The sequence below is a fragment of the Rhizobium tropici CIAT 899 genome (genome assembly GCF_000330885.1).
GTDB classification, from domain to species: Bacteria; Pseudomonadota; Alphaproteobacteria; order Rhizobiales; family Rhizobiaceae; genus Rhizobium; species Rhizobium tropici.
In genome coordinates this window covers 3793527-3816964 of the sequence record NC_020059.1, presented here as the reverse complement: position 1 = coordinate 3816964, position 23438 = coordinate 3793527, and the positions used below count along the sequence as shown (strand labels likewise).

Here is a 23438-nt window from a genome sequence, read left to right as displayed (position 1 = left end):
ATGCGGTAACGGAATCAGGGGCAGGATTTGGTGGCAACCGAAGTTAGCAATGACGCGCCGGCAAAAGTGCCGGCACGCGGCATCTGGGGCTGGATGTTCTTCGACTGGGCGGCGCAGCCGTTCTTCACCGTCGTCACCACCTTCATCTTCGGCCCCTATTTCGTCGCGCGGCTGACGGCCGATCCCGTCTCAGCGCAGACGACATGGAGCAACATGGCGACGATCTCCTCGGTGATCATCGCCATCCTCTCGCCGGTTCTCGGCTCGATCGCCGATCAATCCGGCGCCCGCAAGCCCTGGATCGCCTTCTTCGCCGTCATCAAGATCGCAAGTCTCTTCTGTCTCTGGGGCGCAGCCCCCGGGTCGCCCGTCATCTATCCGATGATCTTCATGATCCTCGCTTCGATCTCGGCCGAATTCTCGATCGTCTTCAACGATTCGATGATGCCACGGCTGGTCGGCAAGGATGATGTCGGCAGGCTGTCGAACGCCGCCTGGGGGCTCGGCTATCTCGGCGGCATGATCGTGCTGATCACGGTCGTGACCCTGCTCGCCGGCAATCCGCAGACCGGCAAGACCATTCTCGGCCTGACGCCGCTCTTTGGCCTCGATGCCACGCTCGGCGAGGATGCGCGCATCACTGGGCCGATTTCGGCCGTCTGGTATCTGATCTTCATCCTGCCGATGTTCCTCTTCACGCCCGATGCCGCCCGCGGCCTGCCGCTTCGCGCCGCCGTTCGCTCGGGCCTGCGTGAGCTATCGGCGACCTTGGGCGAGCTGAAGCGTCGGCGCGGCATCAGTCTCTTCCTCATCGCCCGCATGATCTACCAGGATGGCGTCAACGGACTGCTTATCCTCGGCGGCACCTTTGCGGCCGGCATGTTCGGCTGGGTGACGATCGAGATCGGTATCTACGGCATCATCCTCAATGTCATCGCCATCTTCGGCTGCTTTGCTGCCGGCTATGTCGATCGCTGGCTGGGCTCGAAGGTGACGGTCGTCATCAGTCTGACGCTGCTGCTGGTCGCCACCTTCGGTATCATCTCCACAGGCCCCGGCTTCACGCTCTTCGGTCTCGTGCCTCTCTCGACCGTCAGTTCCGGCGGCCTGTTCGGCACGGCGGCGGAGAAGGCCTATATCGGCTATGGATTGCTGATCGGCATCGCTTTCGGGCCGGTGCAGGCTTCCTCGCGCTCCTATCTGGCGCGTAGCGTCAGTCTCTCGGAGGCGGGGCGCTATTTCGGCATCTACGCGCTCTCCGGCCGCGCCACCAGCTTCATGGCGACGCTGTTCTTCTCGCTGGTGACCTATTGGAGCGGCTCGGCCCGCCTCGGCATGGCAACGCTCGTCATCTTCCTCGCCGGCGGATTGCTGCTTCTGCTGCCGACGCCCTATCCCGCCGACAAGGCGAAGTAGGGATATCCTCGGGCTAGATTGGGGATATACGACGGGAGGACCAGCCCTCATGGTGAGGAGGCCCACAGGGCCGGCTCGAACCACGAGGGCGGGTGGCTACTTCCGGGCCACCTCGTCCTTCGACAAGCTCAGGATGAGGGTGGAACCAGCTGCCTATCAATGGCGGAAATGGCGCACGCCGGTAAAGACCATCGCGACATTGTGCTCGTTGGCCGCGTCGATCACTTCCTGATCGCGCATCGAACCGCCAGGCTGGATGACGGCGGTGGCGCCGGCAGCGATTGCCGAGAGCAGGCCATCGGCGAAGGGCAGGAAGGCTTCGGAAGCGACGGCGGAGCCGCGTGTCAGCGGCTCGGCAAGCCCCATGGCCTTGGCGGCTTCCTCGGCCTTGATCGCGGCGATGCGGGCGGAATCGACACGGCTCATCTGTCCCGCGCCGATACCCGCCGTCTGGCCGTCCTTGGCATAGACGACGGCGTTCGACTTCACGTGCTTGGCGACGCGGAAGGCGAACTTCATGTCTTCCAGCTCCTGCGCCGTCGGCGCGCGCTTGGTGACGACCTTGAGCTCCATGTCCTCGACCAGCGCGTTGTCACGGCTCTGGACGAGCAGGCCGCCGGAGACGGTCTTGGCGGTAAGGCCAGCTGCGCGCGGATCGGGGAGGGCGCCGACCGAGAGCAGGCGGAGATTCGGCTTGCGGGCGATGATCGCCTTGGCTTCCTCGGTGACGTCAGGCGCAATAATGACCTCGGTGAAGAGCTTGACGATCTCTTCCGCCGTTGCGGCGTCGAGCAGGCTATTCAGCGCGATGATGCCGCCGAAGGCCGAGGTGGAATCGCAGGCGAGAGCGCGCTTATAGGCTTCGACAAGGCTTGGGCCGGTGGCGACGCCGCAGGGATTGGCGTGCTTGATGATCGCGCAGGCCGGACCCTTTTCCGGCAGGAACTCGGCAACGAGCTCATAGGCCGCGTCGGTGTCGTTGATGTTGTTGTAGGAAAGCTGCTTGCCCTGGATGAGCGTTGCCGTGGAAACGCCGGGGCGGTTTTCGCCGGTCAGGTAGAAAGCGGCCTTCTGGTGCGGGTTTTCGCCATAGCGCATCTCCTCGCGCAGAACGCCGCCGATGACGCGGTGACGCGGCGTGGCGATATCGAGCGCTTCTGCAAACCAGTTGGAGATCATCGCATCATAGGCAGCCGTGCGGGCAAAGGCCTTGGCGGCCATGCGCTTGCGGAAATCATAGGTCGTCTGGCCGGCGTCGGCGGAAAGCTGTGCCAGCAGCTCGGCATAATCGGCGGGATCGGTGAGCGTCGTCACATAGGCGTGGTTCTTGGCCGAAGCGCGGATCATCGCCGGGCCGCCGATGTCGATATTCTCCACCGTCGTCGGATAATCGCCGCCAGCCTTGCGAACGTCCTCGAAGGGGTAGAGGTTGATGACGGCAAGATCGATGCCCTCGATGCCATGCTGCTTCATCGCAGCCTGATGCTCGGCATCGTCACGGATGGCCAGCAGGCCGCCATGCACCTTTGGATGCAGCGTCTTGACGCGGCCGTCCATGATCTCGGGAAAATTCGTCACCTCCGACACGTCGGTCACGGCAAGGCCAGCCGCGGCAATCGCCTTGTGCGTGCCGCCGGTCGACAGCAGGCGCACGCCCTGTTCGCTGAGCGCACGCGCTAGCTCGACGATGCCGGTCTTGTCGAAAACGGACAGAAGTGCGGTTTTCACCTTCACCTTGTCGGGAGCGGGAATTTTCTTGGAAACGACGGCCATGGGCTTTCTCCGGTCTAGAGCAACTCCAGGAAAAGTGTATGGCGGTTTTCCGTCCGGAGTTGCGATAACAAAAAACAGAGCGAAAACGCTCTGGAATGAGGAGATGTGGTGTCCGGCGTAAATGGCGCGGGACGGATAATGCCGCCCCGTTAGCATAGCTCACGCGCTTAGCCTATGGCCGATGCGATAAAAACCAGCGGATTTCCGGCTTTTCCGTGATCCGGAAGACGATCTCGAGCTGATCGGAAGAGCGCATGCCAGAGGGATCGGCAAAGAAGATATCCTCCGCCACAAGCACCTCGTTGCCGGGTGAGGAGAAGACCCAGGTCTCTCCGTCCGGCGCGATCAGCAGCGCGGAATCCGTTTCCGTCTGCAAAAGGCTGATGGAGGGGTGGATATGGAAGCGTGCGGAGGCGATGCCTTCGCCCTTCGGCTTGTTCTTCTTGCCCTCCGGCATGAAGAGCCGGTCGCGGCCGGCGACGATCGTGCCTGACGCATTGAGGCTGATTTCGCGCTCATGGACATAGCCGAAGGTGGAGAGATAGCCGTCATGCGCGGCGCGCACATAGTCGCGCCCGTCTTCGGTCTCGGCCCGCTCGACGATGACCTTCTTGATGCCGCTGACCATGATCGGCCCAAGCGATTTCGATTTGGAAAACTGGCAGGAGGAGGTGTCATTGAGCGTGACGGTGGAATGCGCCGCAGTCGCCCGCGCCGCCTGCATGAAGCGATCGCCTGCGAATTCGGGCGCGCCGGAATTGATGATGAAGCGCGTCTTGCCCGACGACATCTCGAAGGAGAGACAGCCGGCATGCGCAGTGCGGCTGAGATCGGTCGAAGCTGCAGCCCCGGCATCGATGATGACGACGGCCTGACCGGCCGTCAAACGGTGATACTTGGTATGCGGCAGCGCCTTGAAGGCCTGACCGGCCGTCTCGTCATAGCGCAGCACCGACATCAGCTCGTTGGCGAGTGTCGATGTCGCGCCGTTGAACAGCGCCAGATCGCCATCCTGGTGGCGGAAGAAGCGCAGTGCCGGATACATGCGATCGATACCGGGGATCAGCCGCACCGGCACGTCATGGCCGAGATTGACGTAGGTCTGGCGCAACGGCAGCAGATCGAGCAGCAGCTCCAGCGATGCGCGCGGATTGCGGGAGATGTGACCCCCATCCTGCAGAATCTGCCGGTCTATCTCCCGGTCGAGCGCCTGCCCCGCCCGCTTCAGCGCGAGGGAACTGCTCGGCATGGCGACCGAGGCCATGGCAAGCGCAATGCGCACCCGGAACCGGGTGATGCCATCCGGTGACGACGCAACGATCCGGCGCAGAAAGCGCACGTGGAAAACCAGCATGCGCATGAAACGGCGATAAAAACCGCTATCCGTGCCCTGCAAAAGCACGGGCGAATGCGACAAAAGCGCGATCAGCCGCTGCGCCGCTATATCGGGCGACCAGGCAAGGCCATGCAGCCGGCGGCCGTGAACGGCAATCCAATCGGTGAGGATCGACCGCGCCGCGGCTGAGGCCTGATCGCTCTTTTCCGCTCGCAAATGCCGCAGCCAACGGAAATTATGCAGCCGGGCGGCAAAGGCCAGCGATGGCAGTTCGAGCGAGAAGGGCGATGCGCCCTGCGTTTCCAGAACCCGTCCGGCCAGCAGGATGCGGCCATTCAGAAGTTCTTCGACGAAAAAGGGATCGACGCTGCGCAGATCGGTGGGTGCCACGATCAGGCGTTCCGGCACACGCATCGTGTGGCGGGTGAGACGCAATCGCGTCAACGCCGCGCGGCGCGACATCCGCCGCCATGCTTCCCGCATGTATGAACTCACAAAACCCTGCCGCAGATCTGCATATGTGCTTCTGCTTACTCTCATTAGCCGTGGTTAAAAAGAGGTTACAAATATATCAATTAAGGACACATTTGCCGGTTTTTTTAACCGCCCGGTAAAAACGATTCGAAGTGGAGATTAATAGCTGCGGCGAAGCACGACGGCAAAGAAGCCGTCGAGACCGGAGGCAAAGCCGTCGGAAAGCGGCAGCATGTCCGGCGTGGTGCGGAAAGCCCCAAGCGGGGAAATCGCCGTTTCCAGACCCGGCCAGTCGCCAGCAGCGATCGGTACGCGCTCGACATTCTCCGTGTCGGCAAGCAGACGCGCGACCAGATCTTCTCCCTCTTCAGGATCGAGCGAGCAGTTGGAAAACACGACTACGCCGCCCGGTTTGACAAGCGTCAGGGCATGGCGAAGCAGGCGCTCCTGCAGGGCGGCGAGCTTGGCGATATCCTCCGGCCCCTTGGTCCAGAGCACGTCCGGATGGCGGCGCGTCGTTCCTGTCGAGGAGCAGGGAGCGTCGAGCAGAGCGGCGTCGAAAAGCTCTTCGGGCCGGTATTTGCTCATATCGGCAACGACGGTTTCGGCCTCGAAGCCGAGGCGCGTCAGATTGCCGGACAGTCTCTTCAGGCGATTGGCGGATTGATCGAGAGCCGTCACCTTGGCGCCGGCGAGAATGAGCTGCGCCGTCTTGCCGCCGGGCGCGGCACAGAGGTCCACGACCCGCTTGCCGGCCAGCGAACCGAAAAGTTTGGCCGGAATGCTGGCGGCAGCATCCTGAACCCACCACTCGCCATCCTCGAAGCCTTCCAGCGAGGGAATGGACCCTTCGAACGCGGCAAGCCGCACGCCGCCAGTCGGCAGCACTACGCCATTCAGGCGTTTTGCCCAACCCTCAGGATCGGATTTGATCGTAAGGTCGATCGCCGCCGGCTCGAGCTGCGTGTCGGAGATCCTGAGCGCCGCAGGGGTGCCATAAGCAGCTTTCAGGCGGGACAGGAACCAATCCGGCATGGCCGGCACCTTCGCGATCTGCTCGAGAATCTCCTGCTTCTCGCGGCCGATGCGGCGGAGTATGGCGTTGACCAGCTTGGCGAAACGGCGATTGCGGGGATCGCGGTTGGCCTGCTCAACGGCAAGATCGACGGCGGAATGATCCGGCACGTCGAGATAGAGGATCTGCGTCGCGCCGACGACGAGCACATGATGTAGCGCGCGGGCGCCTTCCGGCAGTGGAGAATCCAGCAGCGACGAGATCGCCGCCTCGATGCGCGGCAGGTGGCGCAGCGCGCTGTTCAAGATAGCCCGCACGAGCGCCCGGTCGCCATCGCTGAGCGTCGTATAGGCGGCGCTCCCGCCTTCGACATCAAGCATGCCGTCGAGCGAGGTCTTGCGGTCGAGCACGGCTCCCAGGATCTTCGACGCAGCCGCGCGGGCCGCAAGGCCCGGCTTCGGCGGAGACGTATCAGGTTGTCGAGCTGGCTGTGGCCGCTTGCCCGATCGTTTTCCGTCTCTGTTGGAAGCGTTATTTTTCGTGTCAGAACTCAAGACCAGGGACCCTTCGGCGGTTGCGAACCACCGCGACCCGTATTCGGTACGGAGCGCGATTTGCGCCCCGGATTAGCAGTGAAGGACGGTCCCGTCGAGCCAAAGCCGGAAGATGAGCCAGAAGACGGCGTCATCGGCGAGGCGCCACCGCCGCCGTAACGGGCCATTTCATGCAGCGCGGCGATGCGGTTTTCCGTATTCGGATGGGTGGAAAACAGGTTGTCCATGCGCTCACCGGAGAGCGGATTGATGATGAACATATGCGCCGTTGCCGGATGGCCTTCGGCCTCTTCGTTCGGAATATGCGCCGCGCCGCGGGCGATCTTGCCGAGCGCCGAGGCGAGCCACAACGGATTGCCGCAGATTTCCGCGCCGCGGCGGTCGGCCGAATATTCGCGCGTGCGGCTGATCGCCATCTGCACCAGCATGGCAGCCAGAGGGGCGACAATCATGGCGACGAGAACGCCAACCATCCCAAGCGGATTGTTGTTGTCGCGGCGGCCGCCGAAGAAGAAGGCAAAATTGCCGAGCATGGAAATGGCGCCTGCGAGGGTCGCGGTGATCGTCATGGTCAGTGTGTCGCGGTTCTGCACATGGGCAAGCTCGTGCGCCATCACGCCAGCCACTTCCTCCGGTGTCAGCGCATGAAGCAGGCCGGTGGACGCGGCAACGGCGGCATTTTCCGGATTACGGCCCGTGGCAAAGGCGTTCGGCTGCGGGCTGTCGTAGAGATAGACTTTCGGCATCGGCAGGCCGGCATTGCGGGCTAGATCGCGGACGATGCGGTAGAATTCCGGCGCGCTGCGCTCATCCACCTCCTGCGCACCATAGGTTGACAGGACCATCCGGTCGGAATTCCAGTAGGAAAAGAAATTCATGCCGGCAGCGACGACAAATGCGATCAGCATGCCCGATTGACCGCCGATCAGAAAGCCGACGCCCATGAAGAGCGCGGTCATGAAGGCAAGCAGCATGGCAGTACGCATGAGATTCATCGAGGGGTCTCCAACACATCTGGCGTCCAAACCTTTTTCTTTGCGGCCGGACACGCCGGAGGCGGATGATTTCAGGTCTCTTCGACCTGAAATCTGAATCCGCTCCGGAATCAAAAAAAGCAGAGCATGATGTTATCCGAAAACCGTTCACACTTTTCGGCATCATGCTCTATGATTTGGCTATTCCTCCGCTTAATTCAACGGTTCCGGGCCGATCAGATCATGCAGACAGCCGATAACGACAACAAACTCGACACCGAAACCGGTGAAATCACGCGCAAGCCGCTTTCGCCCGCTGCGAAGCGCGCCCTTGCCGAAGCCGAGGAGCGCCGCAAGGCTCAGGCAGAAGCCGAGCTTCCCCCCGAAATCGGCGGCCGCGGCGGCTCTGATCCCGCCCGCTTCGGCGACTGGGAAATCAACGGCCGGGCGATCGATTTTTGAGATCTCGCTTGGATAATTACCGCGCCTGAAGTGGGCCGGCGATTGCAAGAGCGTGGGTCGTTTCTGGCTGAGATAGCGCTGCGAAAGTCAGAGCGTCCCTGCCTACCCCCTCCCTTGCAAAATCTAGCACCTAGCCTTCCGGCTAAATGCTGATTTTGCTATCCCGCCCGTTGGGGGCGGGATAGAGCGACGGCTCAACTTACGCCGCGTCCGCCTTGTTTTGCCTATTGGCGATCAGATCATCGACGACAGCCGGATCGGCGAGCGTCGAGGTATCGCCAAGCGCGCCGAAATCATCCTCGGCGATCTTGCGCAGGATGCGGCGCATGATCTTGCCGGAGCGGGTTTTCGGCAGGCCGGGGGTGAACTGGATCTTGTCCGGCGAGGCGATCGGGCCGATTTCGGCGCGGACATGCTTCACCAGCTCCTGCCGCAGCGCTTCGGTGCCTTCCATCCCGACCATCAGCGTCACATAGCAATAAATGCCCTGGCCTTTGATGGAATGCGGATAGCCGACAACGGCGGCTTCCGAGACATGTTTGTGCGACACCAGCGCCGATTCCACTTCGGCCGTGCCGAGGCGGTGGCCAGAGACGTTGAGCACGTCATCGACGCGGCCGGTGATCCAGTAATAGCCGTCCTCGTCACGGCGGCAGCCGTCGCCGGTGAAATACTTGCCCTTATAGGTGGAGAAGTAGGTCTGGATGAAGCGCTCATGGTCGCCATAGACGGTGCGCATCTGGCCGGGCCAGCTGTCCGCGATGACGAGATTGCCGTCGGCCGCCCCTTCCAGCACATTGCCCTCATTGTCGACCAGCTCAGGCTGCACGCCGAAGAAGGGCAGCGTTGCCGAACCAGCCTTGAGATCGGTTGCGCCCGGAAGCGGCGTGATCATGTGGCCGCCGGTTTCCGTCTGCCACCAGGTATCGACGATCGGGCAGCGGCTGTCGCCGACCACCTTGTAATACCATTCCCAGGCTTCCGGATTGATGGGTTCGCCGACCGTGCCGAGGATACGCAGGCTGGAGCGCGAGGCGCGCTTGACGAAATGATCGCCGGCGCCCATCAGCGAGCGGATCGCCGTTGGCGCGGTGTAGAAGATATTGACCTTGTGCTTGTCGATCACATCCCAGAAGCGGCCCTGGTCGGGATAGTTCGGCACGCCTTCGAACATCAGCGAGGTCGCGGCATTCGCAAGCGGCCCGTAGACGATGTAGGAATGGCCGGTCACCCAGCCGACATCGGCCGTGCACCAGTAGATATCACCGGGATGATAGTCGAATACATATTCGTGCGTCATTGCCGCATAGACGAGATAGCCGGCCGTCGTGTGCAGCACGCCCTTCGGCTTGCCCGTCGAGCCAGAGGTATAGAGGATGAACAGCGGATCTTCCGCCTTCATCTTCGCCGGCGGGCAATCCGCCTTCACCTTGGCGATTTCCTCGTGATACCAGACATCGCGGCCGGGCTCCCAGCCGACCTTGCCGCCGGTGCGACGCACGGCGATCACGGTCTTGACCGCAACCTGCTGCTTGGCCGCGATCTGAACGGCCTTATCGGTGTTTTCCTTCAGCGGGATCGATTTTCCGCCACGCACACCTTCATCGCAGGTGATGACGACGGTCGAGACGCAATCGACGATACGACCGGCAAGCGCTTCCGGCGAGAAGCCACCGAAGACGACCGAATGTACCGCGCCGATGCGGGCGCAGGCGAGCATCGCATAGGCCGCTTCCGGGATCATCGGCATGTAGATGGTGACGCGGTCGCCCTTCTTGACGCCGTGCTTCTTCAAGACATTCGCCAGCCGGCAAACCTGCTCGTAGAGCTCGTTATAGGTGATCTTCTTGTCGATATAGGGATTGTCGCCTTCCCAGATGAAGGCGACGCGATCGCCATGCTTCTTCAGATGGCGGTCGATGCAATTATAAGAGACGTTGGTGACGCCATCCTCGAACCATTTGATCGAGACCTTGCCGGTGAACGACGTGTTCTTCACCTTGGTGAAGGGCTTGAACCAGTCGATCCGCTTGCCGTGCTTGCCCCAGAACTTGTCGGGATCCTGAACACTCTGCTCATACCATTTCTGGTACTTCGCCTTGTCGATCAAAGCATGCGCCTTGGCCGCCTTCGTCACAGGATGAACCTTCTCCGACATACTTTCCTCCTCAACTCCCTTGCACTCCGATTTGTCGTTGTGAGTGCTCTTTCCGCGCAATAAATAGCAGGTCAAACTACGACAGCAATTGGACAAAGTGCATTTCATGCGCAAAGAATTGCAATTACGCGACACTATCGCTATATAGGGCCGTATTTCCCGGACAATGTGGTGTTACACCCCGGACCGCGACACCGGCGCGGACTGACAGAAGGACTATATCCATGGCTCAACAATTGCTCATGCCGAAGGCAACTGCCATCTGGCTTGTCGACAATACGGCCTTGTCATTCGACCAGATCGCGCAGTTCTGCAAGCTGCATCCGCTCGAAGTGAAGGCCATTGCCGATGGCGAAGCAGCGCAGGGCATCAAGGGCCTCGACCCGATCTCGACCGGCCAGCTGACCCGCGATGAAATCGCCCGCGCCGAAGCCAACCCGAACCACAAGCTGAAGCTTTCCGAGCCGAAGGTCCGCGTGCCGGAATCCAAGCGCCGCGGCCCGCGTTACACGCCGGTCTCCAAGCGTCAGGACCGTCCGAACGCCATCCTGTGGCTGGTGCGCAACCATCCGGAACTGAAGGATGCGCAGATTTCCCGTCTGGTCGGCACCACCAAGTCGACCATCGAGCAGATCCGCGACCGCACGCACTGGAACGCAGCCAATCTGACACCGATGGACCCGGTCACGCTCGGCCTCTGCAGCCAGATCGATCTCGACATGGAAGTCGAAAAGGCCTCGAAGGGGCGTCCGCTGCCGACCGCCGCCGAGCTCGGCGCAACCCTGCAGCCGGCTCAGGAAACCGAAAAGCTCGGCTTCAGCTATGAGCGTGAAGAAGAGAAGGAAAAGGAAATCGACGCCGACGCCGTTTTTGCCAAGCTGAAGTCGCTGAAGTCGACCAGCCGCGACGACGACGAAGACGACCAGTTCTAAGATCCCATGATCGGATTGTTGCAAAGCCCCGGCTTCGACCGGGGCTTTTTGCAGCGCAACGGTTGCCATTGGTAAAAGCGCGCTGTAATCCAATATCATGAGCAGCTTTCCCGACACCCTTCTGAACGGTTATCGCAACTTCATGAGCGGGCGTTACGTCGATGAGCGCGAACGCTACCGCACTCTCGCCGAGCTCGGCCAAAACCCATCGACCCTCGTGATTGCCTGCAGTGACTCCCGCTCGGCGCCGGAGATCATCTTCGACGCAGGGCCTGGCGAGCTCTTCGTCATCCGTAACGTCGCCAATATGGTGCCGCCCTACGAGCCGGACAGCAATTTCCATGCGACTTCGGCAGCGCTCGAATTCGCGGTTTTGTCGCTGAAAGTGTCGGATATCGTCGTCATGGGTCACGGCCGCTGCGGGGGTATCCGCGCTGCGCTCGACCCCAATGCCGAACCACTGTCGCCGGGCGATTTTATCGGCCGATGGATGGGATTGCTGAAGCCGGCGGCCGAACAGATCCAGAGCAACGACATCATGACGCAGACCGAGCGTCAGACTGCTCTGGAGCGCATTTCGATCCGCAATTCGCTCGACAATCTCCGCAGTTTTCCGGAGATCAGGGCGCGCGAGGAAGAAGGCAAGCTTAATCTGCACGGTGCCTGGTTTGATATTTCGACCGGTGAACTCTGGGTCATGGACCCGGCGACGCGCGATTTCATCCGCCCCGAGATTTAAGGGGCTCGAGGTTTAAGGGGCTGGCCGCCCGGCAGGGCAGCAGGTGGATCAAACGAAAAAGGCGCTGCGGACCATCTGGTCGCAGCGCCTTTTTTGATTCATGAGATCAGACTTACTTGCCGTCGATCTGCTGGCCGATATAGGCGATTGCCTGCTGATAGACCTTTGCGTCGTTCCAGCCGGCGATAGCGGAGAAATTCGACTCGCCAGGTTGGTAACCGGCACCCGGCTGCCAGCCATGGCCGCGCAGGAAATTGGCGGTCGAGGCGAGTGCGTCTGCTCGCGATCCCACAAGATCGACCCTGCCGTTGCCATCTTCATCGACGCCGTAGAGGACCACGTTCTTCGGCATGAACTGCGTCTGGCCGATTTCGCCATGGGCGGCGCCTCGGGCTGATGGGCTGAGATAGCCTTCGCCGACGAGCTTCAGGGCGGCGTAGAGCTGCTCGGTAAAGAATGCGGAACGACGGCAATCATACGCAAGGGTTGAGACCGCCGAAAGCGTATGCTGGTCGCCCATATAGCTGCCGAAGCCGGTTTCCATGCCCCAGATCGCGATGATCGGGCCTGGGGGAACGCCGAAACGCTTCTCGATCTTGGCAAACAGTGCAGCATTGGCCTGCTTCATGCTCTTGCCACGATTGATGATCGTCTGCCCGCCGCGCTTCTTCATGAATTCCTCGAAGGAAAGCTTGAAGCTCTTCTGGCCGCGGTCGGCACGGATGGTGGGCTGGTTGTAATGAACGTCGGCGAAGGCCCTGTCGAGGGTCGAGGGGCTGACGCCCTGTCCCTGCGCTTCCCGCTTGAATTCCTGCACCCAGTTCTCGAATCCGGCGGAAGTGTTACCGCAAGAGGCGGCATTTGCCGCAAGCGGCATTCCGAGCAGCAACCCGCCCGCCACGAGAGCTGCCATTCCAGATTTTGTGAAGCGCATTCAGTGTCCCCGAATTCTTACCGCGATGCGAACGCGGTAACCGTTTTCAATGGCGCGCAAACCCTTGGAAGCCAAGGGATCACGCGCGTTTAGTCGTCACCGGACCATGCCAGCATCCGGCCATCATGTCATCATATTTTAGCGAGTGATGTTTTCGTTGCATGTGAAGCATCGCCGCTAAAATCGTTCAAAAAAGCCCCGCCGTTTATCGAAATGGCGAGGCTTCCGTTCTGTCCTGCTTACCCAATGAGGGTTGATAAACCGTAAATTGGTTTACGGATCCTTATGCAGCCTGCTTGCGCGGCTTGATCAGCCCACGGTTGACGAGCAATTCGGCGATCTGAATGGCGTTGAGCGCGGCGCCCTTGCGCAGGTTGTCGGAGACGACCCACAGGTTGAGGCCGTTTTCGACGGTCGCGTCTTCACGGATGCGCGAAATATAGGTCGCATCTTCGCCGGCGGATTCGTAAGGCGTGATGTAGCCACCGTTCTCATGCTTGTCGATGACGAGGCAGCCCGGAGCTTCGCGAAGGATGTCACGGGCCTGATCGGCAGTGATCTCGTTCTCGAACTCGATGTTGACCGATTCCGAATGGCCGATGAAGACCGGGACGCGGACAGCCGTGCAGGTGACCTTGATCTTCGGGTCGAGCATCTTCTTGGTTTCGGCCAGTACCTTCCACTCTTCCTTGGTGTAGCCGTCTTCCATGAACACATCGATGTGCGGGATGACGTTGAAGGCTATGCGCTTGGTGAACTTCTTGTTCTCGATCGGATCGGCGACGAAGACGGCGCGGGTCTGGTTGAAGAGCTCGTCCATGCCGTCCTTGCCAGCGCCGGAAACCGACTGGTAGGTCGAAACGACGACGCGCTTGATCTTGGCGAAGTCATGCAGCGGCTTCAGGGCGACGACGAGTTGCGCGGTCGAGCAATTCGGATTGGCGATGATGTTGCGCTTGGTGAACTGCGTGACGGCATCCGGGTTTACTTCCGGAACGATGAGTGGCACGTCGGCGTCGTATCGCCAGGCGGAGGAATTGTCGATGACGACGCAGCCCTGTGCGCCGATCTTCGGCGAGACCCTCTTGGAAACGTCGCCGCCGGCCGACATCAGGCAGATGTCGGTATCGGAGAAATCGTAATTCTCCAGGTTGGAAACCTTCAGCGTCCGGTCACCGAAGGAGACTTCGGTTCCCTGCGAGCGGGCCGATGCGAGTGCCACGACCTCATCGGCCGGAAAGCCGCGTTCGGCGAGGATATTGAGCATTTCACGGCCGACATTCCCGGTCGCGCCCGCTACTGCAACTTTGAAACCCATTTCTCAAGCTCTCTTTCTCTTCTCTCCTCTTGGGCGAGGGGGGAACCGCTGCCATCGGCGACGGGTCCTGTCCCCGGCCGGGCCGGGGAGAGAGCGGCAGGCCAGAGACGTCAGACGGTTTTCGTCGTCGTTTTGGCCTTGGTTTTGGAAGAAACCGGAAAATAGACATCCCGCCCAGCACATTGCGCCAGGTGACTGAAGCTATCGAGCTGTTCGAAGCGAACCATGGAAGTCTTCCTTTTCCGTCGCCGGTTCTAAGATGTTTTCCACAGGAGTCAAGGATTTCCTCGCTTGCATCGTTGCCGGAGCGAGGAAATCGGAGGCGTCGAAACCGGCCTTCATTATGTTCGAAGGCGCGCCGTTTCAGTATCAGCGGTTGGACTGGCGTGTGGTTTCAAACAGGAACCAGGTGCGGCGCTCGGTCTCGTCAATCCAGTTTTCCAGAAGGCTGGCTGTGGCGACATCGCCATATTCGTCGCAAACGTCGTGAACGGCGCGCATCTCGGCGGAGAGCTTCAGATTATCGTCCGCCAGTTCGGCAAGCATGTCTTGCGGATCGACATATTCGGAATCATTGTCGGGGATGCGCTGCAGCTTGGCGATCTGGCCGATCGAGTGGAGGGTGGTTCCGCCGATCTTCCGGCAGCGCTCGGCCATCGGATCGGTCATTGCAAAAATCTGCTCGCCCTGTTCGTCGAGTAGCAGATGATAGTCGCGGAAATGCGGTCCGCTCATGTGCCAGTGAAAATTCTTGGTCTTCAGATAGAGAGCAAAGACATCCGCCAGCAAGGCAGTCAGCGCCGCGGAAATATCGCGTGTCGCGTCTTCGCTGAGATTGGTGCGAGTGCCCAATTTCGACTTGGTATTGGCGCTATTCATAAAGACGTCCTCCGTTTGTTGTTCACGACAGCGATCGCCGGCGGATCTTAGGGGAGTTCGATGACATCAGCTTGCTGCGTGGGATCGCATTGAAGACAGGGTTGTTTTGAAATGTCACAGCCGAAATGTCGCTTCGTGGCATGGTCAGCTGCGATGCTTAGGCGGAAAACCCGAACGCCTCTACTAAATAGGGAAATGAGCCGGTTTGGCAATTGCTTGCTAATGTATCGGCGCGGCGTGCCGTTCTGCCGCGCCGCCGATACCGCCTCTTCTCGGAGGCGGCATGGGAATGAGCGGCTACTTCAGGCCACCGCCGACATAGATGGTTTCGCCTGTCACCCAGCCGGCATCCTGCGAAGCGAGGAAGACGGCAACCGGCGCGATGTCGGTGGGTTGGCCAAAGCGACCGAGCGGGGTCTGGGCGATCAACTGCTTTTCAAAATCGCTGCCGAGGATACCGGCCGAGACGACACCTTCAGTCTCGACGCCTCCGGGCGATAGCGTGTTGACGCGAATATTGCGCGGGCCGAGCTCCTTGGCGAGTACTTTGGTGATCGAGGTAACCGCTGCCTTGGTTGCGGTATAGATCGCAGACTGCGGAGGGCTCGACGTGACGGCGACTGAAGCGATATTGATGATATTGCCGCCCTCGGTGCCGAAATGTTTTACTGCCTCTTGCGTGGTCAGCAACGTGCCCAGCACGTTGATATTAAACTGGCGATGGAATTCCTGCTCGGTGAATTCCTCGATCGGGGCGAATTGATAGACGCCGGCATTGTTGACGAGGATATCGACGCGGCCGAAGGCCTGCTTGGTTTCGGCGAAGAGGCGCTTGACGTCTTCGGATTTGGAAACGTCGCCATGGACGGCGAGCGCCTTGCCGCCCTTGGCGGTGATTTCCGCAACCACCCTGTCGGCGCCTTCGCGGCTCGAGGCGTAGTTGACGACGACGGCCGCACCCGCCTCGCTCATTGCCTTGGCGATGCCGGCACCGATGCCCTTGGATGCTCCGGTCACGATCGCGACCTTGCCTGTCAGTTTGCTCATGTCATGTTCCTTCGAAAAACTTAGACAGTTTCATAATCATCGAATCATTGGCGCGTGCGACCCGAAAATCGATCGCATCGTCACTTTGATATTTAGATAATCATCTAATTGATACAAGAGTGACAGGAAAAATTGCGTTGGCTGGAATTGTCAGATCTTGGAAAGTTCCGCCATATAGGCGTTCAACGTGTCGCGGCGCAGCACAAGGTTTGCGAATTTGCCGTCTCGCTGGATCTCGATGAGGCCGGCATTTTCAAGCTCCTTGACGTGATGGGACATCGTCGCGGCGCTGACAGTGTGGCATTCGTTCAGGATGCTGCAGGGCGTGGGTTCGCTGCGCGTGCCGATCTCCTTCAGGATCTGCACACGTCGCGGTTCGGCAAGTGCCCGGGAGATCAATCCCATCTGCCTTTCGCTTAAACGTATTGGCCCGGCATCCATGGTGTTCATCGCAAACGAAAACGAAATCGGGTTGACCGCCTTCGATCATCCCCATCCTGCCAGATATATGAATGCGCAAGAGCCTTGGCAACCTTTGCGATGCCGCCGCGGCGGGCTCAGGAATCGGTCTGGCGCAGCCTGCTGCTTTTGAAGAGCGGCAAGCGCGGCATCGGCCAACCGGCGGCGTCGATGCGGAAGAGCAGGCCGTAGCGTGAATAGACAATGGCTATCATGAAGGAAAACCAGCCGCCGAGCGCCAGGCCGGCCATGACGTCGCTCGGATAATGCGCGCCGACGATGACACGGGTAATCGCCAGCCATAGGGCGCAAGCAGCGAAGATATAGCGATAGCGCGGAAACAGGAAGGCAAGCGCCACGAACAGGGCGCCGATGGTGGTCGCATGGCCGGAGGGGAAGCTTTCGAAGCTGGCGCGGCCATTAAAAGGCGAGAAGCCAAAAGGCCCCCAATCGGCAAAATGCGTCGGGCGGGCGCGGCCGATGGCGCGCTTCAGCAAATTGGCGAGGATGCCTGAAAGCGCCACGGTCGTCAGGAGATAACCGCCGATCTGACAGATGCGCAGTGCCTGGCAGCGACAGCGCTGCGAATGCAGTAGCTTGCTGCCTGCCCAACCTTCGAAAAACAGAAAGGCGCTGATGAGAAGGATCCATCCGGAATCGCCGAAATCGGTCAGCATTCCACCGACGAAGCGAATGGAGGGCGATAGGCTTTTAAGGGTTGCGCCGACAGGCCCATCGAACAGGAGAGCGGAAAGAAGGACGATATTGGCCGTCACAAAAAGGCAGAGTTTCCAATGGGATGGTGCAAAAGCTGCATCGCTTCGCCGCCAACGCCTGTCGAGAGACGTCAAGATCGCCTGCATAATCAGTGCCTATGTCGATTTCCAATCGGTCCGACAGATAGCAGAGTGTTGTTACAGTTTTTCTAAAAATCGGTGACGGGGGCCGGCGCGGCGGTCTCGAGCTGAGACGGGCCTATCCCGTTCACAAGAAAAACCCCGTTCTTCGCAGAACGGGGCTTTCGTGTTTCACGTGAAATATATCAGGCGACTTATGCCGGAGATTATGCCGAGAGGGCCTTGAATTCGGCCAGGATGGCATCGCCCATTTCGGTGGTGCCGACCTGGCGGCTGCCGGGCGACATGATGTCGCCGGTGCGGATGCCGCTGTCGAGCACGTTGGCGATCGCCTTTTCCAGCGCATCGGCTTCGGTAACCAGGCCGAAGGAGTAGCGCAGGCACATGGCGAAGGAGGCGATCATGGCGATCGGGTTGGCAATGCCCTTGCCGGCGATATCGGGGGCCGAGCCGTGCACGGGTTCGTAGAGCGCCTTGCGCTTGCCGGTCTTGGCATCGGGCGCGCCGAGCGAAGCCGACGGCAGCATGCCGAGCGAACCGGTCAGCATGGCGGCGACGTCGGAGAGCATATCACCGAACAGGTTGTCGGTGACGATGACGTCGAACTGCTTCGGCTGGCGCACGAGCTGCATGCCGCCGGCATCGGCCAGCATATGCTCGAGCTGCACGTCGGAATATTTTTCCTTATGCGTCGCGGTGACGACCTGGTTCCAGAGCACGCCAGACTTCATGACGTTGCGCTTTTCCATCGAGCAGACGCGGTTGTTGCGGGTGCGTGCCAGCTCAAAAGCGACGCCGGCAATGCGTTCGATCTCGTAGGTGTCGTAGACCTGGGTGTCGATGCCGCGCTTCTGGCCGTTGCCGAGGTCGATGATTTCCTTCGGCTCGCCGAAATAGACGCCGCCGGTGAGTTCGCGGATGATGAGGATATCGAGGCCGTCGACCAGCTCCGGCTTCAGCGAAGAGGCCGATGCCAGCGCCGGATAGCAGATGGCCGGACGCAGGTTGGCGAACAACTGCAGATCCTTGCGCAGGCGCAGCAGGCCGGCTTCCGGACGTACTTCATAGGGAACGCTGTCCCACTTCGGGCCGCCAACAGCGCCGAAGAGCACGGCGTCAGCCGCCATTGCCTTTGCCATATCGGCATCGGAGATCGCCGCGCCATGCGCATCATAGGCGCTGCCGCCGACAAGGCCCTCATCGGTGACGAAGCCGGCGTTCTTGGCCTCGTTCATGTAGGCGATGATCTTGCGAACTTCACCCATGGCTTCGGGGCCGATGCCGTCGCCCGGCAGGAGGAAAAGATTGCGAACTGTCATGAGGAAGCCTCCGCGAAAGAAAAAGTTGCGGGGTTTTTAGACTTCCAAATGCGGCTTTTCAAGCGAGGAAGAGGCCGAAACGGTACGGTTTTCGGGCTTTTGAGACCAGGCACCCGCCCTTGAACCACGAGGGCGGGTGGTTTGCGTGCTTACCCTTACTCAGCCAGCCCGAGCGAAGCGAGATAGGCTGATGATGCCGGGATCTTCGACTTGTCCTTGATCTCGATGATCAGACGCGGATTGCTGTTGAGCTTGGCAAGGGCGGCAAAGACGGCGCGCCAGTGGATGTTGCCTTCGCCGAGGCTCCAGTGGCGGTCGGCATAGCCGTCGGCGTCCTGCAGGTGGACATGCTGCAGGCGGTTGCCGGCGGCATGGACGTAGTAGTCAACAGGAGGAGCGTCCGTATAGCCATGGGCGTAATGGGCATGACCGGTGTCGATCGAAACGGCGACGGCGGGCGAATTGAAGCTGTCGGCGAGGCCGACGCGGATATGGGGATCCTTGTCCTCGATGTTCTCGATGACCATGGTGAGCCCGATGTCTTCGGCGCGCTTGACGGCTTCTTTCAGCGTCAGATGCGTGTATTCGATGATCTTTTCGCGCTCGCCCTTGTTGTTGTCGAGGTTGTTGTAGGACCACGACGTATAGGGGCTATGGATGACCATCTGCGTGGCGCCGATCTTGGCGCAGACGTCGAGCGCCTGCATCAGGCGCTTGGAGACGACGGCGCGAACGTCCGGGTCCTGTGAAGCGATGACAAAGCCCCAGAACGGGCCATGGATGCCAAGCCGGCCCTGATGGCCGTCGAGCAGCTTGCGGGCACGCTCAGCAAGCGGCTGCCAATCACCGTTGAGGATTTCGGCTTCGACAAAGCTCTGCAGCTCCAGATCGCGCGGCTTTTCGAGCAACCAGTTACGATGGATTTCGACGTCGTCGAGCGTCATGGCGGCGCCGACAATGGGAAGGGAGGTCATGAAGGGGCTCCATTGCATGGAGAAAATTAAAGGGTGGGAGAGACGGCCCGAAGGATCTCGGCGGTCTGTATGGACCTCCTTCTTGTCGATCATATTACAGCGGCCGGGAAAGACGGCGTCCAAGCAGTTTTCGTGGGATTTGCGGTCTCCGATCCTGGGCTGTGATATTGCGGGATAGTTCCCTCTCCCCGCAGGCGGCAGGGGAATCGCATATGGCGATTTTTGAGTTGCGAAGTGTGGTGAAAGGGATTCTTTGAGGTGGCAGTTTTTCGGAAGGAAACTGCCATGTCGTGCCTTGAAGGATATTTCGGTGCGGTGCCAGATCCCCGTGCGGCCAATGCCTGCCATCGGCTCGGCGATCTGATCGTGATGATGATCGCCGCGAGCCTGTGTGGTGCCAATTCGGCAACCGAGTTCGCGCTTTTCGCGCAGGAGCGCAGGCAGGTGCTGTCCCGGCTGATCGACTACGATGTGGCACCCAGCCACGATACCTTCTCGCGGCTGTTGCGGCTCCTCGATCCCGACGCCTTCGGGCGCGCCTTTGCCGCCTTTGCCGCAGGCTTCTCGCAAGCCCGCCAGGGCGTCCAGGAGGTGGTGGCGCTTGACGGCAAAGCTTTGCGGCGCGCCTATGAGACCGGGCTTGCCAATGCTCCGCCGCTGACGGTGTCGGCGTTTGCCTCCGGCACTCGGCTCTGTCTGGCCGCCGCCACACCCAAGGCCGATGACAACGAGATCACGACCGCTCTCAAAGTGATCGAACTGATTGATCTGACTGATAGATTGATCACAGCCGATGCACTTCACTGCCACACCCGCATGGCAACAGCAATTACCAGTCGGGGCGGCAACTATCTTCTTGCCCTCAAGGGAAATCGCCATGCCTGGCATCGGCGCGCCAAGCAATTGTTGGCCGCCACGGCACCTGTCAGCGCCGAATGCAAAGAGACCAGCCATGGCCGCCATGAATGGCGCCAGGCCGAAGTTATGGCCGCGGACGAAGCCCTGATGGATGGCCACAAAGCCTTCATCCGTATCACCAGCAAGCGCGATGACGCCAAGCCCAAAACACGCCTGTTCATGGCCTCCACAATGCTGTCGCCTCATCAGGCCCTCGAGCTCACCAGGGCTCACTGGCAGATCGAAAATGGCCTGCATTGGATGCTCGACGTACATTTGGGCGAGGATCAGAACCGAGCCCGAAAAGACAACGCTCCCGCCAACATCGCGCTGGTCAATCGCATCGCCAGGAACATCCTCCAACACGCGGATAACGACAAAGTTCCCATCAGCCACCGCATCCGCAAATGTGCATGGAATGACGACTACCTCATCGCCGCCATCGCCCATATGCGATAGCCCTGCCGCAGGCGGGGAGAGGGAGTCTAATATGCCCGGCATAAAAAAGCCGGGCGCAAGGCCCGGCTTCGAAACACGCGATAATGGAAGACCGATCAGGCAGCCCAGGGGCGCGATGCAGCGTTCGTCTTTTCGAAATCGCTGATCGCGGAGGATTTTTCCAGCGTCAAGCCGATATCGTCGAGGCCGTTCAGCAGGCAGTGGCGCTTGAACTCGTCGAGTTCGAACTTCAGCGAGCCGCCGTCAGGGCCGGTGATCTCGAGGTTTTCGAGATCGACCGTCAGAATGGCGTTGGAGCCGCGCGAGGCGTCGTCCATCAGCTTGTCGAGCTCTTCCTGGCTGACCTTGATCGGCAGAATGCCGTTCTTGAAGCAGTTGTTGTAGAAGATGTCAGCGAAGCTGGTCGAAATGACGCAGCGGATGCCGAAATCGAGAAGCGCCCAGGGAGCATGCTCACGCGAGGAGCCGCAGCCGAAATTGTCGCCGGCGACGAGGATCTTGGCGTTCTGATAGGCCGGCTTGTTGAGCACGAAATCCGGGTTCGGAGAACCGTCTTCATTGTAGCGGGCTTCAGCGAAGAGCCCCTTGCCGAGACCCGTGCGCTTGATGGTCTTCAGATAATCCTTCGGGATGATCATGTCGGTATCGACATTGACGACCGGGAGGGGTGCTGCGACACCGGTCAACTTCACGAACTTGTCCATAGGGTCCTGCCTTCATTCTCGTCTAAGCACGAATTATCCTGCCAATAGAGCAAATCCGGCCCGAAATGAAGGAGAATCTTGGAAATGCCCTAAAATGCAGCGCCCTGCCCTTCAGGGCATGGCCTGAATCGGGCATATCGGCCGGCGGATAGACCGCCCTGCCCGCTTTCAATCCTAGAGATCGATGATGGTGCCGCGACCGTCGTTCCAGATGCGCATTTCACGCTGGCCGTTCGTCTTCGCCTTGGCGTGCACCGGGGCCGGTTTCATGCGCAGCGAAATCGCGCGGGCTGCCATCAGCACGGTGAGGATAGCGCCGACGGCGAGCGTGACCGAAACGGTAAACAGCGCCATGGCCGCAAACACGGTGATACCGGCAAGCGCGATGAACAGGGAACGGATATTCTGCATGGTCAAGACCTCTCTACATCAAGCAATGTGGCCCTCATCACTGTCATCTGCAAGAGGAGCATGGCTTTTTGTTGACTTGCCTGCCGATTAAAAGCGCGGCAAAACGGCACAATGAGCCAATCTGCGAGCCAAAGCCCCTCGTCCCGTCCCGTCTGTCTGCGCCGGTCGGTGTTGAGCGTTCCCGCTATCAACCGACGCGCGCTGGACAAGCTTTCGAGCCTCGAATGCGACGCCGTCATCTTCGATCTCGAGGATTCGGTTTCGCCGGAGAAAAAGGCCGAGGCGCGGGAGAATCTGCGGGCCTTCTTTTCGGCCTCGCCGCTGCCGGGCAAGGAGCGGATCATCCGCATCAATGCGCTCTCCTCCAATTTCGGTGCCGATGACCTGGCGCTGGTTACGGAGCTGGAGCCGGATGCGGTGTTGCTGCCGAAGGTGGACGAGCCGCAGGACGTAAGCGATGTCAGTGACCGGCTTGCGGAAGCCGATGCACCGGAAGACTTGCGTATCTGGGCCATGATCGAGACGCCGCGCGGCATCCTGAATGCGGCCGCGATCGCCGAGGCCGGGCGCACGGCAGGAAGTCGGCTCGATTGTTTCGTCGTCGGTCTCAACGACCTCAGGAAGGAAACGGGCGTCCTGCCACAGCCCGGTCGCCCCTATCTCGTGCCCTGGCTGATGCAGGTGATATTGGCCGTCAGCGCTTACGGCCTTGAGGCGATCGACAGTGTCTTCAACGATTTCAGGAATGCCGAAGAATTCGAGGCAGAATGCGGCCAAGGGATTGCTATGGGCTTTGCCGGCAAGATGCTGATCCATCCGAGCCAGATCGAGGCAGCCAACCGGCATTTCGGCCCGGCTGAGGCTGCCATCGCCGAGGCCCAAGCCATTATCGCCGCCTTCGCCGCACCGGATGTCGCCACTCTCAATGTCGTGAACCTTGGCGGGCGGATGGTGGAGCGGCTGCACCTTGTCCAGGCGGAGAGACTCGTCCATAAAGCTCGTCTGATCGCGCAGCGCTCCTCGGACATGGCAGCGGCGCCCCGCACTGAGGTCTGACCTTCGAATTGCCCGGCCAAATACGAAAGATGCCTTGATGAAACTCTACCGCTTCCTCACCGGTCCCGATGACGCTTCCTTCTGCCACAAGGTCAGTGCAGCGCTGAACAAGGGCTGGGAGCTATACGGCTCGCCGACCTATGGGTTCAATTCTGCAAGCGGGCGTATGGAGTGCGGCCAGGCCGTCGTCAAGGAAGTTGCCGGCAAGGATTACGATCCGGAGATGAAGCTTTCGGAGCAGTAATAAGTTGATGAGCGAACGGGCTTCAACGAGCATGGCTGCCATTGGAG

General features: G+C 60.4%; 22 protein-coding genes. 7 read left to right on the top strand and 15 right to left on the bottom strand.

What is annotated here, in order from left to right:
- Positions 1–27: 27 nt before the first annotated feature.
- Positions 28–1416, top strand: a complete 1389-nt coding sequence (locus tag RTCIAT899_RS18530) for an MFS transporter (protein WP_041677747.1) — start codon at positions 28–30, stop codon at positions 1414–1416.
- Between the two features lie 156 nt (positions 1417–1572).
- Here the strand turns inward: RTCIAT899_RS18530 and purH are convergent, their stop codons facing one another.
- From purH to htpX, 4 genes are all read right to left on the bottom strand, one after another.
- The gene (gene purH, locus RTCIAT899_RS18525) at positions 1573–3189 is read right to left on the bottom strand and encodes a bifunctional phosphoribosylaminoimidazolecarboxamide formyltransferase/IMP cyclohydrolase (protein ID WP_015341762.1); all 1617 of its coding nucleotides are present in this window, start codon (positions 3187–3189) and stop codon (positions 1573–1575) included.
- A gap of 172 nt (positions 3190–3361) precedes the next feature.
- On the bottom strand, positions 3362–5008 hold the full coding sequence (locus RTCIAT899_RS18520; RefSeq protein ID WP_041677746.1) for a heparinase II/III family protein: 1647 nt from the start codon (positions 5006–5008) through the stop codon (positions 3362–3364).
- 150 nt (positions 5009–5158) lie between these two features.
- Positions 5159–6568: an RsmB/NOP family class I SAM-dependent RNA methyltransferase gene (locus tag RTCIAT899_RS18515; RefSeq protein ID WP_015341760.1), complete on the bottom strand. Its 1410-nt coding sequence runs from the start codon at positions 6566–6568 to the stop codon at positions 5159–5161.
- On the bottom strand, positions 6565–7563 hold the full coding sequence (gene htpX, locus RTCIAT899_RS18510; protein ID WP_015341759.1) for a zinc metalloprotease HtpX: 999 nt from the start codon (positions 7561–7563) through the stop codon (positions 6565–6567). The genes RTCIAT899_RS18515 and htpX overlap by 4 nt, the downstream gene beginning before the upstream one ends.
- Before the next feature lie 222 nt (positions 7564–7785).
- Here htpX and RTCIAT899_RS18505 point away from each other — a divergent pair, with 222 nt between their 5' ends.
- The gene (locus tag RTCIAT899_RS18505; RefSeq protein WP_015341758.1) at positions 7786–8004 is read left to right on the top strand and encodes a DUF1674 domain-containing protein; all 219 of its coding nucleotides are present in this window, start codon (positions 7786–7788) and stop codon (positions 8002–8004) included.
- Positions 8005–8203: 199 nt separating this feature from the next.
- Here RTCIAT899_RS18505 and acs read toward each other — a convergent pair whose 3' ends face one another.
- Positions 8204–10162: an acetate--CoA ligase gene (gene acs, locus RTCIAT899_RS18500; RefSeq protein ID WP_015341757.1), complete on the bottom strand. Its 1959-nt coding sequence runs from the start codon at positions 10160–10162 to the stop codon at positions 8204–8206.
- Positions 10163–10386: 224 nt separating this feature from the next.
- On the opposite strand from acs, the gene RTCIAT899_RS18495 reads away from it, so the two are divergent.
- The gene (locus tag RTCIAT899_RS18495; protein WP_015341756.1) at positions 10387–11094 is read left to right on the top strand and encodes a DUF1013 domain-containing protein; all 708 of its coding nucleotides are present in this window, start codon (positions 10387–10389) and stop codon (positions 11092–11094) included.
- 97 nt (positions 11095–11191) lie between these two features.
- Positions 11192–11833, top strand: a complete 642-nt coding sequence (locus RTCIAT899_RS18490; protein ID WP_015341755.1) for a carbonic anhydrase — start codon at positions 11192–11194, stop codon at positions 11831–11833.
- Between the two features lie 112 nt (positions 11834–11945).
- Here the strand turns inward: RTCIAT899_RS18490 and RTCIAT899_RS18485 are convergent, their stop codons facing one another.
- The 8 genes from RTCIAT899_RS18485 to RTCIAT899_RS18450 all read right to left on the bottom strand — a co-directional run bounded on the left by RTCIAT899_RS18485 (position 11946) and on the right by RTCIAT899_RS18450 (position 19620).
- A complete protein-coding gene (locus tag RTCIAT899_RS18485) occupies positions 11946–12767 on the bottom strand; it encodes a lytic murein transglycosylase (protein ID WP_041677745.1) in 822 nt (273 codons plus the stop codon).
- A gap of 283 nt (positions 12768–13050) precedes the next feature.
- On the bottom strand, positions 13051–14085 hold the full coding sequence (locus RTCIAT899_RS18480) for an aspartate-semialdehyde dehydrogenase (RefSeq protein WP_015341753.1): 1035 nt from the start codon (positions 14083–14085) through the stop codon (positions 13051–13053).
- 369 nt (positions 14086–14454) lie between these two features.
- Positions 14455–14964 carry a Dps family protein gene (locus tag RTCIAT899_RS18475; RefSeq protein WP_015341752.1) on the bottom strand — a complete coding sequence of 170 codons (510 nt, stop codon included), beginning with the start codon at positions 14962–14964 and terminating at the stop codon, positions 14455–14457.
- 297 nt (positions 14965–15261) lie between these two features.
- Positions 15262–16011 (bottom strand): SDR family NAD(P)-dependent oxidoreductase, encoded by a 750-nt coding sequence (locus tag RTCIAT899_RS18470; RefSeq protein WP_015341751.1) that lies wholly within the window; start codon positions 16009–16011, stop codon positions 15262–15264.
- Between the two features lie 150 nt (positions 16012–16161).
- Positions 16162–16416 (bottom strand): ArsR/SmtB family transcription factor, encoded by a 255-nt coding sequence (locus tag RTCIAT899_RS18465; protein WP_081598396.1) that lies wholly within the window; start codon positions 16414–16416, stop codon positions 16162–16164.
- Between the two features lie 152 nt (positions 16417–16568).
- Positions 16569–17333, bottom strand: a complete 765-nt coding sequence (gene lpxE / locus RTCIAT899_RS18460; RefSeq protein WP_015341749.1) for a lipid A 1-phosphatase LpxE — start codon at positions 17331–17333, stop codon at positions 16569–16571.
- Positions 17334–17533: 200 nt separating this feature from the next.
- Entirely contained in the window at positions 17534–18646 is a 1113-nt protein-coding gene (leuB, locus tag RTCIAT899_RS18455) for a 3-isopropylmalate dehydrogenase (RefSeq protein WP_015341748.1), read from the bottom strand.
- 155 nt (positions 18647–18801) lie between these two features.
- A complete protein-coding gene (locus RTCIAT899_RS18450) occupies positions 18802–19620 on the bottom strand; it encodes a sugar phosphate isomerase/epimerase family protein (protein WP_015341747.1) in 819 nt (272 codons plus the stop codon).
- A gap of 285 nt (positions 19621–19905) precedes the next feature.
- Between RTCIAT899_RS18450 and RTCIAT899_RS18445 the strand changes: the two genes are divergently transcribed.
- Positions 19906–20976 (top strand): ISAs1 family transposase, encoded by a 1071-nt coding sequence (locus tag RTCIAT899_RS18445; RefSeq protein WP_015341663.1) that lies wholly within the window; start codon positions 19906–19908, stop codon positions 20974–20976.
- Positions 20977–21071: 95 nt separating this feature from the next.
- On the opposite strand, the gene leuD is transcribed toward RTCIAT899_RS18445, so the two are convergent.
- Together leuD and RTCIAT899_RS18435 are read right to left on the bottom strand one after the other, a co-directional pair.
- Positions 21072–21680 (bottom strand): 3-isopropylmalate dehydratase small subunit, encoded by a 609-nt coding sequence (gene leuD, locus RTCIAT899_RS18440; RefSeq protein ID WP_015341746.1) that lies wholly within the window; start codon positions 21678–21680, stop codon positions 21072–21074.
- A 174-nt stretch (positions 21681–21854) separates the two neighbouring features.
- Positions 21855–22091 carry a hypothetical protein gene (locus RTCIAT899_RS18435; protein ID WP_041677743.1) on the bottom strand — a complete coding sequence of 79 codons (237 nt, stop codon included), beginning with the start codon at positions 22089–22091 and terminating at the stop codon, positions 21855–21857.
- 111 nt (positions 22092–22202) lie between these two features.
- Here RTCIAT899_RS18435 and RTCIAT899_RS18430 point away from each other — a divergent pair, with 111 nt between their 5' ends.
- Entirely contained in the window at positions 22203–23147 is a 945-nt protein-coding gene (locus RTCIAT899_RS18430; protein ID WP_015341744.1) for an HpcH/HpaI aldolase/citrate lyase family protein, read from the top strand.
- Positions 23148–23184: 37 nt separating this feature from the next.
- Positions 23185–23391, top strand: coding sequence for a DUF1737 domain-containing protein (locus RTCIAT899_RS18425; RefSeq protein ID WP_015341743.1), 207 nt, complete (start codon positions 23185–23187; stop codon positions 23389–23391).
- Positions 23392–23438 lie beyond the last annotated feature (47 nt).

Bases quoted from the DNA above. Each gene is read 5' to 3' on its own strand.
- purH (WP_015341762.1), bottom strand. From the start codon at position 3,189: ATGGCCGTCGTTTCCAAGAAAATTCCCGCTCCCGACAAGGTGAAGGTG.
- RTCIAT899_RS18520 (WP_041677746.1), bottom strand. From the start codon at position 5,008: ATGCGGGAAGCATGGCGGCGGATGTCGCGCCGCGCGGCGTTGACGCGA.
- htpX (WP_015341759.1), bottom strand. From the start codon at position 7,563: ATGAATCTCATGCGTACTGCCATGCTGCTTGCCTTCATGACCGCGCTC.
- RTCIAT899_RS18505 (WP_015341758.1), top strand. From the start codon at position 7,786: ATGCAGACAGCCGATAACGACAACAAACTCGACACCGAAACCGGTGAA.
- acs (WP_015341757.1), bottom strand. From the start codon at position 10,162: ATGTCGGAGAAGGTTCATCCTGTGACGAAGGCGGCCAAGGCGCATGCT.
- RTCIAT899_RS18495 (WP_015341756.1), top strand. From the start codon at position 10,387: ATGGCTCAACAATTGCTCATGCCGAAGGCAACTGCCATCTGGCTTGTC.
- RTCIAT899_RS18490 (WP_015341755.1), top strand. From the start codon at position 11,192: ATGAGCAGCTTTCCCGACACCCTTCTGAACGGTTATCGCAACTTCATG.
- RTCIAT899_RS18485 (WP_041677745.1), bottom strand. From the start codon at position 12,767: ATGCGCTTCACAAAATCTGGAATGGCAGCTCTCGTGGCGGGCGGGTTG.
- RTCIAT899_RS18480 (WP_015341753.1), bottom strand. From the start codon at position 14,085: ATGGGTTTCAAAGTTGCAGTAGCGGGCGCGACCGGGAATGTCGGCCGT.
- RTCIAT899_RS18475 (WP_015341752.1), bottom strand. From the start codon at position 14,964: ATGAATAGCGCCAATACCAAGTCGAAATTGGGCACTCGCACCAATCTC.
- RTCIAT899_RS18470 (WP_015341751.1), bottom strand. From the start codon at position 16,011: ATGAGCAAACTGACAGGCAAGGTCGCGATCGTGACCGGAGCATCCAAG.
- RTCIAT899_RS18465 (WP_081598396.1), bottom strand. From the start codon at position 16,416: ATGGGATTGATCTCCCGGGCACTTGCCGAACCGCGACGTGTGCAGATC.
- lpxE (WP_015341749.1), bottom strand. From the start codon at position 17,333: ATGCAGGCGATCTTGACGTCTCTCGACAGGCGTTGGCGGCGAAGCGAT.
- leuB (WP_015341748.1), bottom strand. From the start codon at position 18,646: ATGACAGTTCGCAATCTTTTCCTCCTGCCGGGCGACGGCATCGGCCCC.
- RTCIAT899_RS18450 (WP_015341747.1), bottom strand. From the start codon at position 19,620: ATGACCTCCCTTCCCATTGTCGGCGCCGCCATGACGCTCGACGACGTC.
- RTCIAT899_RS18445 (WP_015341663.1), top strand. From the start codon at position 19,906: ATGTCGTGCCTTGAAGGATATTTCGGTGCGGTGCCAGATCCCCGTGCG.
- leuD (WP_015341746.1), bottom strand. From the start codon at position 21,680: ATGGACAAGTTCGTGAAGTTGACCGGTGTCGCAGCACCCCTCCCGGTC.
- RTCIAT899_RS18435 (WP_041677743.1), bottom strand. From the start codon at position 22,091: ATGCAGAATATCCGTTCCCTGTTCATCGCGCTTGCCGGTATCACCGTG.
- RTCIAT899_RS18430 (WP_015341744.1), top strand. From the start codon at position 22,203: ATGAGCCAATCTGCGAGCCAAAGCCCCTCGTCCCGTCCCGTCTGTCTG.
- RTCIAT899_RS18425 (WP_015341743.1), top strand. From the start codon at position 23,185: ATGAAACTCTACCGCTTCCTCACCGGTCCCGATGACGCTTCCTTCTGC.